The 14,861-nt window shown below is 39.4% G+C and carries 12 protein-coding genes; 2 read left to right on the forward strand and 10 right to left on the reverse strand.

All coding sequences use genetic code 11. The annotated features are described in order from the left end of the window. Positions 1 to 60: 60 nt before the first annotated feature. From CAL6303_RS20610 to psb28, 4 genes are all read right to left on the reverse strand, one after another. A complete protein-coding gene (locus CAL6303_RS20610; protein WP_015199766.1) occupies positions 61 to 1,503 on the reverse strand; it encodes a RecQ family ATP-dependent DNA helicase in 1,443 nt (480 codons plus the stop codon). Positions 1,504 to 1,697: 194 nt separating this feature from the next. Further along, positions 1,698 to 1,934: a transposase gene (locus CAL6303_RS29445; RefSeq protein ID WP_083866332.1), complete on the reverse strand. Its 237-nt coding sequence runs from the start codon at positions 1,932 to 1,934 to the stop codon at positions 1,698 to 1,700. A 1-nt stretch (position 1,935) separates the two neighbouring features. After that, positions 1,936 to 2,439, reverse strand: coding sequence for a molybdenum cofactor biosynthesis protein B (locus tag CAL6303_RS20615; RefSeq protein ID WP_015199767.1), 504 nt, complete (start codon positions 2,437 to 2,439; stop codon positions 1,936 to 1,938). Positions 2,440 to 2,500: 61 nt separating this feature from the next. Continuing rightward, positions 2,501 to 2,833, reverse strand: a complete 333-nt coding sequence (psb28, locus tag CAL6303_RS20620; protein WP_015199768.1) for a photosystem II reaction center protein Psb28 — start codon at positions 2,831 to 2,833, stop codon at positions 2,501 to 2,503. A 196-nt stretch (positions 2,834 to 3,029) separates the two neighbouring features. Here psb28 and CAL6303_RS20625 point away from each other — a divergent pair, with 196 nt between their 5' ends. Together CAL6303_RS20625 and CAL6303_RS20630 are read left to right on the forward strand one after the other, a co-directional pair. Further along, positions 3,030 to 3,491 (forward strand): DUF3531 family protein, encoded by a 462-nt coding sequence (locus CAL6303_RS20625; protein ID WP_015199769.1) that lies wholly within the window; start codon positions 3,030 to 3,032, stop codon positions 3,489 to 3,491. Between the two features lie 302 nt (positions 3,492 to 3,793). Continuing rightward, a complete protein-coding gene (locus tag CAL6303_RS20630; protein ID WP_015199770.1) occupies positions 3,794 to 4,234 on the forward strand; it encodes an NUDIX hydrolase in 441 nt (146 codons plus the stop codon). A 259-nt stretch (positions 4,235 to 4,493) separates the two neighbouring features. Here CAL6303_RS20630 and hpsE read toward each other — a convergent pair whose 3' ends face one another. From hpsE to CAL6303_RS20660, 6 genes are all read right to left on the reverse strand, one after another. Then, positions 4,494 to 5,444: a hormogonium polysaccharide biosynthesis glycosyltransferase HpsE gene (gene hpsE / locus CAL6303_RS20635; protein WP_015199771.1), complete on the reverse strand. Its 951-nt coding sequence runs from the start codon at positions 5,442 to 5,444 to the stop codon at positions 4,494 to 4,496. A 107-nt stretch (positions 5,445 to 5,551) separates the two neighbouring features. Continuing rightward, on the reverse strand, positions 5,552 to 6,280 hold the full coding sequence (locus CAL6303_RS20640; protein ID WP_015199772.1) for a Tfp pilus assembly protein FimT/FimU: 729 nt from the start codon (positions 6,278 to 6,280) through the stop codon (positions 5,552 to 5,554). Positions 6,281 to 6,291: 11 nt separating this feature from the next. Further along, positions 6,292 to 7,356, reverse strand: a complete 1,065-nt coding sequence (gene hpsC / locus CAL6303_RS20645; protein ID WP_015199773.1) for a hormogonium polysaccharide secretion pseudopilin HpsC — start codon at positions 7,354 to 7,356, stop codon at positions 6,292 to 6,294. A 69-nt stretch (positions 7,357 to 7,425) separates the two neighbouring features. Then, on the reverse strand, positions 7,426 to 8,163 hold the full coding sequence (gene hpsB, locus CAL6303_RS20650) for a hormogonium polysaccharide secretion pseudopilin HpsB (RefSeq protein ID WP_015199774.1): 738 nt from the start codon (positions 8,161 to 8,163) through the stop codon (positions 7,426 to 7,428). A 37-nt stretch (positions 8,164 to 8,200) separates the two neighbouring features. Next, the gene (gene hpsA / locus CAL6303_RS20655) at positions 8,201 to 13,084 is read right to left on the reverse strand and encodes a hormogonium polysaccharide biosynthesis protein HpsA (protein WP_015199775.1); all 4,884 of its coding nucleotides are present in this window, start codon (positions 13,082 to 13,084) and stop codon (positions 8,201 to 8,203) included. Between the two features lie 778 nt (positions 13,085 to 13,862). Beyond that, on the reverse strand, positions 13,863 to 14,822 hold the full coding sequence (locus CAL6303_RS20660) for a ribonuclease Z (RefSeq protein WP_015199776.1): 960 nt from the start codon (positions 14,820 to 14,822) through the stop codon (positions 13,863 to 13,865). Positions 14,823 to 14,861: the final 39 nt, after the last annotated feature.

Here is a 14,861-nt window from a genome sequence, read left to right on the forward strand (position 1 = left end):
TTTATTTTATTTTATTTGTTAATTATTTTTGAACCATGAGCAAATAGTATTTTAGGTTATTTAGCGCCGACAGCGATCGCAATGTCCACAAAACCCACCTAATTCCTTCTCAAAACCAAAAGCACTCAGCAAAAATTGCCAGCGGCAAGTTTTAGTATAAAAATATTTACGCATTTTTTTAGCTGAATGTTCCTGAATATTTTCCGGCTTTCTTCCACCTTGAATCATCACATAATTAAAAGGATCAACCCATTTCAACAACCCATCCCGGTGTAGTAATGAAAGACTATTTGCACTATTGGGGAACTGTTTCATCACTGCGGTAATTTCCCCTTTTTTAGGTAATTTTTTCGCCAATTGTTCCGCTTCTCGCTGCTGTTGATATATCTGATTACTAAAAAATTCCTGTCTTTGTTTATCTCCCGAATCCAACCATCCAGTCGGTTCACTCACTAACATTAATAAATCTGCTGATTTTCCATCCCTACCAGCACGTCCAATTTCTTGAACATATTCTGATAGTAATGACGGCGGATGAAAATGTACTACCCAGCGAACATCAGGTTTATTAATACCCATTCCAAAGGCATTTGTACATACCACAAATTGTAGTGTTCCATTCAACCATTTACTCTCAATTTTTCGACGTTCCTCAGCATCTAAACCTGCATGATAAGGACTGACATTTAATCCTTTTTCCGATAACCAGATAGCTAAATTATCGCTATCGCTTCTTGTTCGCACATAAACTAATCCAGATTGATTTTTTTGACTTTGAATAAACTTGATTAACTTATGTTTTCTTGCTTGAGGTGTCCAAATTACTTGGACACGGGGATTCAAATTAGGACGATATAAATTTAAACTAAAAATTTCTGGCTGTTGCAATTCTAATACTTCTTGAATCACCTTTTGAGCCGCAGGCTCGGCAGTGGCAGTAAAAGCCGCAACGCTAATTTTTGTTCCTACTGGCTTGGTTGCAAGTAAAGCTTTACGGACTGCTCCTAATCTGCGGTATGCCGAACGAAAACTATCGCCCCACTGCACCAAACAATGAGCTTCATCTAGGATAATAGCGTTAATAATTAGCTGCGGTTGGATTAACTTTTCCCAAACAGGTGGACTTAGTAAAGTTTCCGGTGATAAGTATAGTAATCTCAGCTTTTGTTGTTCTAATTTCTGTAAAACTTCTCGTCTTTGTGGCGAAGTTAATTGACTATGTAAAAGTGCGGCAGGTAATTTTTTCTCACGCAATTCCTGCACTTGATTTTCCATCAACGCAACCAATGGGGAAACCACCAGCGTCAATCCAGTTTGGAGTAAAGCTGGCAGCTGAAAACAAATCGATTTTCCTCCACCAGTTGGCATGAGTACCAGTGCATCTTTTCGTGCTAATAAGCAACGAATAATTTCTCCTTGAGGTGAACGAAAATCTTCATAACCCCAAATATTTTGAAACTCTGCGCGAACTTGATGCCAAGACGGAGATGAAACTCGATTCATTTTTTTAAAAGTAGATGCTCCCGTCTCCTTGCACTTTTATCTGACGGTAAATATAAGTCTAGTTCTTTTTTCCACAACTAACGTCAGTGATATTCCTGGTTATTTATGAATTCTGGGTAAGTTCCGGTATTCCTGAAAATTAAGTATTTGCCGATAGCTATAGATAGTTTTGATCAAATCTTTTTGTTTATTATTCAGCTTATAAAAAACCTAAATCCATATATATCATCATCTATTTTGAGTAAAAATTCAGAGATGATTGTTAAATCGAGTTTATGGTTTTTGAGCATATTAGCAAGTCGCAAATCTTTGATACAGATGATACAGTTTTCTTTAATTAAACGAGTCGAGAGTTTGTGCAGAAAATCGTCTCTTAAATTGCTAATGCTTCCATAGATACCAGCCAGCTTGTTCTTCGCTTTGACTCGAATACTATCCCTTCATCTGCTTCACCAAATGGACGATTTCCGGCAATATCAGCTTTTCCATCGCTAAACTGACGGCATTGCTAGAACCAGGAAGGGAAAAAATTAGTTTTTGACGGTAAATCCCAGCTGTTGCACGAGATGCGATCGCGCGGGAAGCAATTTCTTGATAACTTAGAAATCTGAAGAGTTCACCAAAACCGGGTAAGGTTTTTTCTAAGAGTTGCTCAATTACATCATAGGTGGTATCTCTGGGGGCAATACCTGTGCCACCATTGAGGATGATGACATCAATACCTGGATGCTGGGAAAGTTGCTGAATCTGACTTTTAATTTGCGCTGGTTCATCTGGCAAAATCATGTAAGCCATAATTTTATGGCTATCACGACTGAGGTATTCTTGAATTAATTTACCGCTTTTATCTGTTTCTGTTGTGCGTGTATCGCTGATGGTAATTGCCCCACAGTTGAGGCTGATTGTTGAGGTATCTGGGTGAGGAAGATGTTCCATATGCGGGGAGTTAGGAATGAAATTCCTAACCCATAACTTAGAAGTATGTTGACTACGTTTACTATTGGTCTAAGTCTAAACCATTCTGTTCGGCATAGCGCTCCATAAAACGCATAAAACGATCCCATTCTTCAACAGACTTCATGATATGTAATGCTTCAAGAGCGTCAGCCTTCCCATTCACAAATTTGCCCTTAACCTCGCGGGTGACAATTTCACCCTCCTCATCAATCATGTACATCCCGGTAATTTCTTCGGTACTGGTAGCATCTAATGCTCTAGGATTTTGAAAAAAGAACGTAGCTGTGCCACTTTCACCAGAACGCGATCGCGTTAAGCGGACATCGGGAATAACTTCTTCTGTAATACCTTTGGAAAATTGAATCTCAGCCATGACGCGCAAATTTAAAGTTTTATGATCTTTAACTTAATATTTTCTCATCATTTGACACCTACTCAATACCCATGGATGAGTGTTTTAGAAAAGGATACATTTTCAATATTGCACAACCAGTTAGTATTTGTGATATTTTTGTTTAGTTGCGAGCCAAAAACTACATAATTGATCACAGTCGTAATAATGAACCGAAATGCTGGTACAGTTCCGCGAGATAAATCCCTTCGATGTCTGGATTTGGCTAAGATTTAGTAACGTTCCTTCACAACGGGAAAAACAGTTCGTTGAGGAAGCTTTTGACTCTTGGTTTTACCTGGGTAAGTTGGGTGCTTTTAATGCCGAAAACTTGCAGGTACAGGATACAGGGCTAGAACTTAGTTACATGGACTATTATCAACAAGGGTATCAGCAGAGTCTCAAAGCTTTGATGCATAATATGGGAAGATTTGAGTATGAGGGAGAATGGGCTAGATGCTGGTTTGACCTTGGAACCTCGGATGCGATCGCGCTTGACGTTTTAATCAATGCTTTAACCCAATTAAGTCAAGAATACGTCACCATCGAAGAATTAATTATTGGTGGTGAAAACTCAGATTGGTCAATTGAAGATAGCGACAGCCGTCCAGAATCCATATACGATAATTACGACAATTAAAACTCCTCCATCACGAAAAGTACAGTTTTGTCATTGCGTAGACATGCAGCAGTTTTCCGGAGGATGGTAAATCCCCAAGTTTAAGTAGGTTGTGGGAAGTGAGTAGGGAATAGTGAGTAGTGAGTAGTTTTAAGGGTTTAAGGTAAATTTATACTCTGCTACATAGCGGAAACTTTTTTGGAGGCGGAAGCCGCCAAAAATAGTTTTTAAGAAGTTGTGTTTATTTCTAACCATCTACTTAGCTACACCTACCCACACGAGAAGACTTTTTGAGAAAATCCTAACTAATAATTAATTATCAAATGCATAAAGAAGGCGAAATTCGGGTTGTAGTTTTAGGAATAATCCGTGATGGAGATAGAATTTTTGTCTCCAAAGGATACGATCCAGTTAAAGAAACCACCTTTTATCGTGCCATGGGTGGCGGTGTAGACTTTGGTGAAACTAGCTTAATAGCTTTAGAGCGGGAATTTCAAGAAGAAATTCAAGCAGAGTTAAAAAATATTCGCTATATCGGCTGTTTAGAAAATATCTTTACCTTCAATGGTAAACCTGGACATGAGATTTTTCAGGTATACGAATGCGATTTTGTTGACCCTAAATTCTACGAACTGGAAACAATCAATTTTTCCGAAGGTAAACGCCAGAAAACCGCAGTTTGGGTAAATATAAACAGCTTTAAATCTGGAGAATACAGATTAGTTCCAGAACAATTTATTAATTACCTAGGACTTGCTGAATAACTATAAAACATTTATTTATCAACACTTTCGCTATTTTTTATCCGGGGAAAATGCAAGTAAATAAGGTTTTGAGGTTTAAAAAACTTGCATTCAGATTTATTTTAGTAAAAAAATGGAAAAAATAAGGGTATGTTCTTTGTTAAGAGTTCCCTAGGGAGCATCTCACTTTCGTAAAAACACTATTTATTAGCCTGCGTAGGCAGGCTTTGTACCTGTAGCCCCAGACTTCAGTCTGTTCGCGCAGCACGGGCTTGGCTTATCACTTCAAATACCCACGTTTCCAAAGATAAAAAGGACTAATAAAACTGTTAACAAATAGCTCCAGTTCACAAGCTGCAACCAACTCACTTTTGACCTGCCAGCGATATTTAATCAGATGTAAAATCACTCTTTTGAGATCATTCACCATATAAGCAAGAGATAAAAATGGTCTCATCCAAGGTTTAATTCTTGCCATTCGAGTTACGTAGCGACTTAAACCAATCCCTCGGAAAAAAGGAATTAAATAATCTCTTTGTAAACGCCATTGAGGAATTTGGTGATAAATTTCCATCTCAGGGTTATACCAGATTTCCCAACCTGCTTTTTGAATATAAGCAAGCATTTCTAAATCTTCCCCAGCTAGCATATTACCACCTACTCTACCAATTAAAATTTGTGTTTCTGGAACACTCTCCAACCAAGCCTGTTGACGTATAACTAAACCAGCCGAAGGAGGTAAAAGATTAGCCTTAGGATCATATAATAGCGGCATATCTCCACGTTCAGTAATTGCTAAAAATGGAGTAATTCGTTGAAAATTATCAGGGGGATTAACTTCCCAATTTGGGTGTATTTGACTAGCAAAAGCCCCCGCTTGGGGATATTTTTCCCCAAAAATATAAGCATTAGCAACCCAATTAGATTCTGGGTAATTATCATCATCCAGAAACCCAATAAATTTGCCTTTTGCTTGTGCAACAGCCAACTTACGAGCATGGGCTGCACCTTGCTTAGTTTCTAGTAAATATTTGAGTTGATAAGGAAATTGCCAATTTTCTTGATAGGATTTGACCAATTTAGCAGTATTATCAGTACTGTTATTATCAACAATAATTATTTCCCAAGTTAAATTTTCAGTATTAATTTGATTTTTTAGTCTTTCTAATAGTTCTGGCAAGCGTTTCTCGCCGTTGTAAGTTGGCACAGCGACGGTGAAATCAATATTCATTATTTTTAAATGGATAAAGTCGATCTTACAGATCAATTTTGAATCTTAATACTAGGTTTTATGTTCAGTATTATGACTGATCTTTTTGAACTAGTTGGTTGTGGAAATTAACTATTGCACGCTGAGTCCTTTGCTGTTCGCATTCCACCCAAAAGCGTTTGGACAATTACACAGCGTTTAGTTGTACCAGGGGTAGTAGAATTTGGAGTATCGGGAATAGCAACAACAATCCGTAAACCTGGTGGATCATCAGAACCAGTTGGTGCTGTTCCTAGATTTGCCTCAGATAAAAGACCTAAATAATCAAAGGTAATTTTTCTTGCTGTTGCTAGGCTATTAGATGTTGTAACAAGACCAGCAGTATTATTAGCTGTCATGTTTGTTCGTAATAAAAATTTTCTAGATTTTACCCCAACTTCCCCTCCCAGAGGTTTCCATGCAGTAATATCTGTGGCAGCATAATCAGTATTATCAGGTTTTTTAGTTGGCATAATACTATACTCTGCATTCCCACTACTTTCACGAAACCAAACGCTATAGCTACGCTTAGTTTTTTTTGCTTCTCGTTGTGCTTCCTGTATTCCTCCAAAAACCTCATCATTCACTTTATTTATTCTTTGTCTATCTGTGAAAGCTAGCCAACTAGGTGCCGCAATAGCTGAGAGAATACCAATGATTAATACCGTGACTAGTACCTCTAATAAAGTGAATCCACCAGATGATTGAGAATCAAGTTTAATTGAACCTTTGTTTTTTAAGAAGTATTTTTTATTAGAATAAAATAACTTATTTATGTGGTAATTTTGTAAATTAATTAATAACATTTGATTTACCATATTTTTCCAGATTACTCAGCACCCAAAAAGCCACGACCTTTTATTTTAATACTTGCTTTAGGAAAATATTCAGAATTCTCAGAATTATATTTAGCACCGGATTCAAATCTCGCTTTTGCATTACCTCTAATAAATACTCTTGCTACATATTTACTAGAGTTAACGCAAGCATAAAAACTCCCAGTTTGTAAAGCTGCGGGTGTTGAAGTATAGCGAGGAACTTGTTGCTCATCGCTAGCGCAAGTTGGTGCTATTCCTGTTCCTCCATCAGCAATAGTAGTCTGATCTACAAAATCTATCAGAGTAGGTCTTGTTCCTCTAGTTTCATAAGGATCTGAATGTTTTACCCAAGTACCTAATTTCTTCTTTAAATCACCTTCTAAAGATAAATTGAAGGGCATAAAACCAGAACTAGGGGCTAGAAGGTACCTGACAGTTTGTGTACTTGTATTAATTGTTTCAGAACGAGTAATCGTACCACTTAAATCTCGTATACCATCTCTGATTTCCCATCGCTCAATTCTCGCAGTCGTGGAATTCCAAGTAGCACTATTATCTTTTACTAAATAGTATGCGACTAAAGAATAAAGCATGTAATCTTGCTCATTGCACACACTAGCAGAAAGTGTCACCAAACAACCAGCTCGCTTGTTTTGGGTTCCAACTGTCACATTTTGATCTTTACCTAAAAAGTAACGCTTCCAAAAAACAAGTACAGGGACTTTTGTTGTTTCAGTTGGAGTAGGTAGCTGGTTAAGTATTCCCCTAATACTTTTTGTTGCATCAGTTGCGTCAGTTTTACCGTAAATACCATCTGCATCATAGATATACACTGCTTGTTCCATATCCCTGGCAATATAATCTACCGCTGCTTGAACTTCTTGCTCGGAAGATGCTTTTGCCTGTTCCCTGCGATCTGTATCTAGAATATTGATCATGAAAGTTAGTAAGGGTGTGATCACCAAAACAGCTAAAATCATTGCGACCAATAATTCAATCAGAGTAAAACCCTGTTGTTGTTCTTTATGATTAGACTGTATTTTTATTTTGAGAAGATATGCCAGTATATATTTCATCAAGCTATTTTCCTTATATTAAACATTGTTTTATTTGCATACAAAAACACTAAATCACCGATCAATGCTTTACTGCTGACAACCACCAAAACGATCGCAGTAATCTTGATATTTGGTAGCTTTAGAAGCTATTTCTGTAGCTGTTTCAAATACAGGTGCTTGACGATCGCCTAAACCACCTGTAAAAGTAGATGATTTAGAACCACCTTGCTGAGTTTTGAGAGTTGTTCCTGTTCCTTTAAAGCCACCTGCTCTATAAACTCTCACTCCCAGTAAATAACCTTTATCTGGATCGTCAGCAGTAGCATTTGGGCTACTACGAAATGCTTGTAGAATAAAGTCTTTATTACTAGTGCTAGTGCAACCTCCGCCATCTAAATCTATGCAATACAAACTAGAAGTAGCCGTGTCTGCACAATAACCCTTAGTTGGTGAAGTACAGTTAGGTAAAGTAGCATTCGGAGCCGCAACCTGAGCAAAACCTAATCGTTGTGAGGTATATACTTTAGTAGTTGAATTTACTTCTGTTAATTGTTTAAAGTGTTTTGGTGCATCAATAGATCCAGCTCTAACTCCATCAAGGTATGCTCTAGCTGCTTGTGTTCCTGACTCTACCCTTTTCGATTGCACACGAGTCGCAACAGATAGGACAATTACAGGGGCGATCGCACTCATGAGAATAGCCACTACTACCAGGGCAATCAAAGACTCAATGATTGTAAAACCAGACTGACAATCTTCCGCAGATTTGAATTTTCTCCACTTAATTGCTAATTTAATGTGTTGATTTAATTGCTTGCGATTCATTATTTTGCCTCATTCAACCTCAGTAAACAGCACCTTATTATGGATAATTGCCAGTTGGACAACTTGCAGGACGATAACTAGCTGGAACCGCATCTTTTGACCAGGTTGTACTAGTTGATGTTGGTAATTCTTTTGCACATAACAAAGTGCTTACCCACGGATCATCTTTACCCACTTCCCGGAAAAACTCCGAAGGTGCGCCGACAGCAGGAGTTGTAAATCGTTGAGCAAACAAGTCAGGTAGCTGTGATAGTAATGCCACATCAAAACCCCAGACCCTTGTAGGAGGTGTGTAATAAGGTAATGTACCCTCTGGAGCTCCTTTATTAGTTTTATAGACGTTAAAACGGAAGTCGAAAATACTGATGTTATTGCTGGGAGCAGAACCAGTAGTAGTAAGAGTATTACTGCTTTGGGAGTTAGCTCTGGAAACTAAGATAGACGCAAACGGTGCAGTGGAATAAGAACTGCGTTTAAACTGAATAAAACTACCGCTGATAAAAGCTGTTCGACTATCCCAATTTTCCAAAAATCTTACAAAGTTATGTAAACCAGCAGATTCTTCTTCTGGACGACTAGGAGCGTTACCCCCAACAAATGCTGAGTTGAAAGTAGTATCTAATGCTCGTTGTACCCATTGGCTTTGAATTAGTACAGTACCACCTCCTACAGGTAATGTGGCAGTTCTGCCTGTGGTAACTGCGGGGGACCCTTCTGGACTATATATTTGTAAAACTGGTGCTAGGAGCGGCTGTCCTTGAAGGCTTGGAGCTTGAGCTTGAATAAATAATGGCTTATCAGTGGCATAGTCTGGATTGGTTGTGGGTGAGGCGGGAGTATGAGTGGTTCTAAACCATAATGCGGTTGGTGTTAGTGGTGTTGGTGTTGGCTTTGTATTGGCAAAGTCGCTGTATTTAGTCTCCGTAACTACACCTGATCTAATTCCAAGTGGGATTGGAAGCGTACCATCCAGTTGTAAATTGTTAATGGTAGTACCAGGAGTCAATATTCTTGAAAAAGCCACTCGACGTGGATAACGCTCATAACCTGTGTCTGGTGGTTTTGCAGTTGTACCAGAAATAAGTCGTATTAAAGAACTATTCCCATTAATATCATCGATATCTTTGGTTATTATCTCTGATGCTTTCTTTTTCACTCCATTAGTAAGAAAAACAGACCAATGGTCAGGATTATTTTGATCGCATTGCGAGGCAATTGGTTGATCGCAAATCTCCATCAAGTATTCACCAAATGCTGCTCTACGTTGAATTGGTGTTACACCATTTGCTAAGTACGATGTTTTATATGCAGCTTTTGGATACCCAGTAGTATGAACCCAATCAAATGTAGTAACAAAATTATTTACCAATGTAGGGATAGACGAACTAGGAGGAAGCGTAAGAGCATTATTTCTTAGATCGTAATCGCCATGATTACGAAAACCATCCTGGAAACCAGTTGTAAGAGTGTTGCCACTCAACAAAGTGATACTATCAGCAATAATTGTCGATGGTCGCCAGAGATCGCCACCTGTTGCTGGACATCCGGTTCTTCCTGGACGACAACCAAAGTTACTATCAGGGGTTGTGCGATCGCCATAAAATTTACTATCAGACGTGTCAGTTACTTTCTGTGTAAATTCTTCAATTTGAGTTGTAGCAGTTGAACTAGTCCTATGAAGGTTGAAATCACCTTTTACATACACAGGTAGGTTACTAACTAAGATTAAGCCTTTTTCTGCCTGATCGTAAGTTGTTGAGTTTGCTCCGCCCCTTGCCAAATTACTTCCATTGATTAGTCGGATACCACTTGGACGACGAGTTGGGTCTAGCTTAAAGTCAGTTTGACTAAATAATTTAATTCGTTCTAATTGTCTGGAATTTGTAAGGCGATTTGCATTCGTATCGATGGTGGCATAACTTAAATCTTGCAGTGCATCATCACGAGTCGCGTAGACAATCCCACTCTTTGGCAATAAATATTCAGCTGTGCTGTAAGTTCTTCCAGCAAGATAGCCCATATCTATTTCAGTAACGCGCATCTCTAAAGGCTGACGTTGTTCTAATTCCAGGTCGTATTGCCCTTGTTTTGTACTGTCTTGGTAGTCAACTGAATTCTGAACTGTCTTAACTTCTCTAGAGTCTAAAAATGCTCTTTCTCTAATTGCTCCATGAGCAATTGTAGAATTATTTGGAGATGCTCCATTCAGAATTGCAAGTGAGCATAACGCAGTATCAACTGCCGAATAATCTGCATAGGTAAAGTTAGTGAAAGTGCTACTTGTATATTTCTGCATTGCATTTCGCAATGGTTCATTAACGATACGTCCGTTGGGAAAAACTAATCTGGCTTGACGCTTGAGGGTATTTAAGTAAGTTGTAATACTAGTTCGACCAGGAAAGCCATAGGTTACTCCATTATTGGATCTTCCTTGTGGATTAGTCCCCAAGCCACCATCAGGTAAGGTTGTAGGGCTTGTCGAATTCTTTGCAGTAGTTTCATTGGTGGGATCATAGTAGCTGCTAACACAGGCGATAGGCTGCTGACTAACAACATTGGTGGCGTTATTTTTGTAGTGGTAAACAGCCGTTGCCCGCATTAATAGATCACCCTTCCTGGTGTCGGTAGGATTAGGACTACTCATTGGCATCGCATCCGACCAAACCACTATATTGCTTTGTTGAGTAGTTCCAGCATTTCTATATTGGGCTGGTTTTGGAACTCTGCCTGCAACTGTCTGAGCAGTGCTGGTATCAACAAAATTAGTATCAAGACCAGTTTCCCCAGGAATTTCATTAGCAGGAAGGACACCTGGGGCAAAAGTATCCTTTGGTGATGGCAAGAAAGAGTTGGTACTACGTGTATAGCTTGGAGTATCTCCTGTACGTGTAACCCCATCATCATCTACATATATACCTGCACCAGTTACTACACGTAAACCACCAACATTTGCAAGCGGATTGGTTGCATCTTTGTCTTCAGCAGCTTTTTGCTCCCAAAAGTCGTTACGATCTGTCACCCCTAAGTTGAGTTGTGGTTGAATCTGAGTAGCACGGGTACGGGCTTTATCAGTCCCGCTAGGTGCATTCCATTTAGTGGTTCCATCATCCACTTGTTGACGGGCTTTTTCACCAGTTATGTACTGACCACTACTATTTTTCCAGTAAGCAGCTAAGTTATTTCCAAGAAGAATGCGATCGCCTGGAAGTGTTTCTTTTCCGCTTTCTTTCTGCGTTGTTGGTTCGGTTGCAGATAACTTATCAAGAGCGAGTGTTAATCCTGTATTTGTGGTGCTTATGTCTCTCCACTCCGCAGGCACATCTATAATTCCAGTCCCTGAAAACACGTTACCTGTTGCGTATGTACCTAATGCTTGAGCATCAGTAGGTATGGCTTGGGATACTATCGCAAAGGGCACCCGCATAGTACGATTCCTGACGTATAGCTCAAGTTCTTCACCTAGAATATCGTAAGCTGCGTCCCTATCAATACCTGTGCTTTGAGCCACCCGTGTTCTATAGTTATCTAGAACTTCTTTAGGGTATCTATCATCCTTTCCATTAACTGCGGTTGTGAGAGCAGCGACTGTAGTGGCGGTATCACAAGCAGTACACAAGCTCAAAGCTTCATTTTTCATTTTGCTGATGCGTCTATCGTAAGCAGCATCATTATGACCAATTACGTTACCACCAGTTAATGTTGTTGATTTTTCAGTAGTTGACCCACCGATGGAGTTGGTTCCTGGTGTAGCTTTATAACCTAAAAATCTATCGATTTTAATTGTCTTGTTGGGAGCAGTTGTTCCTTGGGAAACGTTTCCCGTGCCGAAGTTTCCGCCAATTGTTATCTTGGCATTTTCTTGCTCATAAAAACAGGAATTTTGACTACTAACTTGACGGAAAATAATATCATTATCATTATATTGTCCACTAGCTAGCAAGTTAGCATTGGTGTGAACTGCACCATTTAAGTACAGTGCGCTACCAGGAGTAATTTCTAAATCATTCTCAAACCATACGGCTTTACTATTAACAGGAATCCTTTCTCGATCTTGTTGATACTCTAATGCAGAAAATCCTTTGTTACCTTTGTATATTTGATATCTATTCGTATCAAGTCCTGTTGTATTTTCTATGGGAATATTAACTGTATAAACAAAAAAGCTTTTAGACAGTCTTCCAGATGATTTGTACCAATCAGAATCACCAATCAAACTTGCACTAGTACCAATAGCTGCTCCGCAAGCACCACCAATTTGACTTTTATCCATCGGTGGAGTTCGGGCTTCTAGTGGGTTTCTGGCACGATTAAATTGATTCGTCGCAGTATTTCTAGTAGGACTACGGAAGTAAATCGCATAAAGTGTATAAGTATCAAATTTACCATCGTTATTTGTATCTACAGGATATTTCCAGGCAGTATTTAGAGTTTCATCATTCTGTAAATTAGTTGTATCAGTGGCTATTGTGCCACCATTAATATCTTTTGCTAACTTTAAACGAACTTCATCACCTAAATTGTATTTCTTATTATTTTTAATAACATCATACAGCGCCACATCTGATGGTGTTGAACGTGGTAGTGAAGGGTCATTAAATAACTGTTCCAATTTTGCCGCAGCTCGATCAATAGCAGGTAAAGCCGCATTCATCACGGTTTCGTTAAGCCTGACATTACCTGCATTTTTAGACCGTTCAAAAGAACGAAATAAAATTGCGGTGGTGAGTAAAACAACTACCAAAGCCACCATTGCAACCGTTGGTAAAACAAAACCAGAGTTTGCCCAATTAGAATTCTTTTGATTAATTAGAAAAGTTCGTATTAGCCAGTAACGTTGCTCTCGAATTGTGGAGGGAGAGTGAGAGCGAAGTTTTTGGAATAAATTTTGGATGACTTTGACTAACTCACTTTTTCGAGACATAGCTGCTTTCCTGTTAAGGGATTTTATACTAATTATTTAATGTTTTTACAACGTGAGTTTAACCTGATAATATGTTTACCAGGCTCAATTCATACCGCTGAAAATTTTCTAGATATCCGCCTTCTTCAAGAAGTTAAATATCTAGATATTGAATGATAAATTTTGTTTTACTATGTTTTTTTCAGAATTGTCCGGAAGTTAAAATTCCTCAACGAATAATTCAATTTATATCCGACAAAACTAAAATGTGCCATATCTTTACATTCACTTTGCAGTAATGTATTGGTTTCGTAGGTTAGTTTATAAAGCGATTGTTAGGGAATTGTTCTTATGTTACCCATCCGGTAACAAAAATCTATCAGTCAGGAAAAAATTATAAATTTTATACCAATTTGAAAATCGGTAAATCCCTCACTCCGCCTGGGATTGAAAATCCCAGTCTCACAGCACAAGTCCATTTCAATGGACTAAAAACCAAAAATATTCAGTCATCTTGTAGATGACTTTAGCTATTAGACAGCGAGCAGCGCGTTGCGGGGGTTCCCCCCGTTGTAGCGACTGCGGTGGGTTTCAACCGTTGGCGGGTGTGGAATTATAGAAAATCTGGGGAATTCGATACTTGTGTGTACATTGCACGCTTGCGGGGAGGGTGCCCGATAGGGCGGGTCGGGTAATTGGTCACATACATTTTTTTTACAATGACGTAACTGCGTAGTGATTGCGTAACTCCTGTCAACTAAGAAGCGCTATAAATCCGCGACTCATCATAATTGATGTACTAACTTTTGCTTGTCACCAATTGCTGATCGCGTCTGCGAGGAACTTCATACATCATGAAGTCGTATGCCATTTCGGTGTTAGGAAAAATGGCTCTGGCTTCTTTGAGTAAATCTTTCAATTCTACTGAGTTTCCAGGGGCATAACGGGGGCTGAAATGGGTCATAATCAATCGATGTGCCCCCGCTGTCAGTGCGGTTTGAGCAGCCATCGTGCTGGTTGAGTGTAAGCGTTGAAAAGCCATCTCAGCATCTTGATGGGCAAATGTGGCTTCATGAATTACCACATCGGCATCGCGGGCAAGTTCTACTGCCCCATCGCAATATACGGTGTCGGTACAATAGGCAAATTTACGCCCGATTTCAGTTGGTCCGCATAATTCGCTACCGTTGATGGTGCGTCCATCGGGGAGGGTGACAGTTTCACCCCGTTTGAGTTGACCATAAACTCTACCAGGGGGAATTTCTAATGCTTGGGCTTTTTCAATGTCAAACCGCCCTGCACGGTCTTTCTCGGCGATGCGGTAGCCAAAGGCGGGAATTCTGTGGTGCAGTTGGGCGCAGCTAACTGTAAATTCTGCGTCTTCGTAGATTACACCGGGTTTAACTGTATGAACTTTAACAGGGTAAGAGAAATGAGTGTGGGAATAACGGGAACAAGCTTGAAGATATTCGTTTAACCCTGCTGGACCGTAGATATCAACACGATCCACATTCCCAGCCAAGCCACAGCTAGCCAGCAACCCCATTAAACCAAAAATATGGTCGCCATGCATGTGAGTGATAAAGATTCGGGATAGTTGGCTAACCTTGAGGTCACTGTGTAAAATTTGATGTTGGGTGCCTTCACCACAGTCGAATAACCACATTTCTGCTCGTTGAGGTAATCGTAGAGCTACACTTGAAACGTTACGCGATCGCGTGGGTACACCAGAGCTAGTCCCTAAAAATGTTATCTGCACGGTTGCTGATTTCTGTCCTTTGTTCGACTACTTACTGTC

Source organism: Calothrix sp. PCC 6303 (assembly GCF_000317435.1).
Taxonomy (GTDB): Bacteria; Cyanobacteriota; Cyanobacteriia; order Cyanobacteriales; family Nostocaceae; genus PCC-6303.

Bases quoted from the DNA above. Each gene is read 5' to 3' on its own strand.
- hpsB (WP_015199774.1), bottom strand. From the start codon at position 8,163: ATGAATCGCAAGCAATTAAATCAACACATTAAATTAGCAATTAAGTGG.
- CAL6303_RS20640 (WP_015199772.1), bottom strand. From the start codon at position 6,280: ATGGTAAATCAAATGTTATTAATTAATTTACAAAATTACCACATAAAT.
- hpsC (WP_015199773.1), bottom strand. From the start codon at position 7,356: ATGAAATATATACTGGCATATCTTCTCAAAATAAAAATACAGTCTAAT.
- CAL6303_RS20610 (WP_015199766.1), bottom strand. From the start codon at position 1,503: ATGAATCGAGTTTCATCTCCGTCTTGGCATCAAGTTCGCGCAGAGTTT.
- hpsA (WP_015199775.1), bottom strand. From the start codon at position 13,084: ATGTCTCGAAAAAGTGAGTTAGTCAAAGTCATCCAAAATTTATTCCAA.
- CAL6303_RS20615 (WP_015199767.1), bottom strand. From the start codon at position 2,439: ATGGAACATCTTCCTCACCCAGATACCTCAACAATCAGCCTCAACTGT.
- CAL6303_RS20625 (WP_015199769.1), top strand. From the start codon at position 3,030: ATGCTGGTACAGTTCCGCGAGATAAATCCCTTCGATGTCTGGATTTGG.
- hpsE (WP_015199771.1), bottom strand. From the start codon at position 5,444: ATGAATATTGATTTCACCGTCGCTGTGCCAACTTACAACGGCGAGAAA.
- CAL6303_RS20630 (WP_015199770.1), top strand. From the start codon at position 3,794: ATGCATAAAGAAGGCGAAATTCGGGTTGTAGTTTTAGGAATAATCCGT.
- psb28 (WP_015199768.1), bottom strand. From the start codon at position 2,833: ATGGCTGAGATTCAATTTTCCAAAGGTATTACAGAAGAAGTTATTCCC.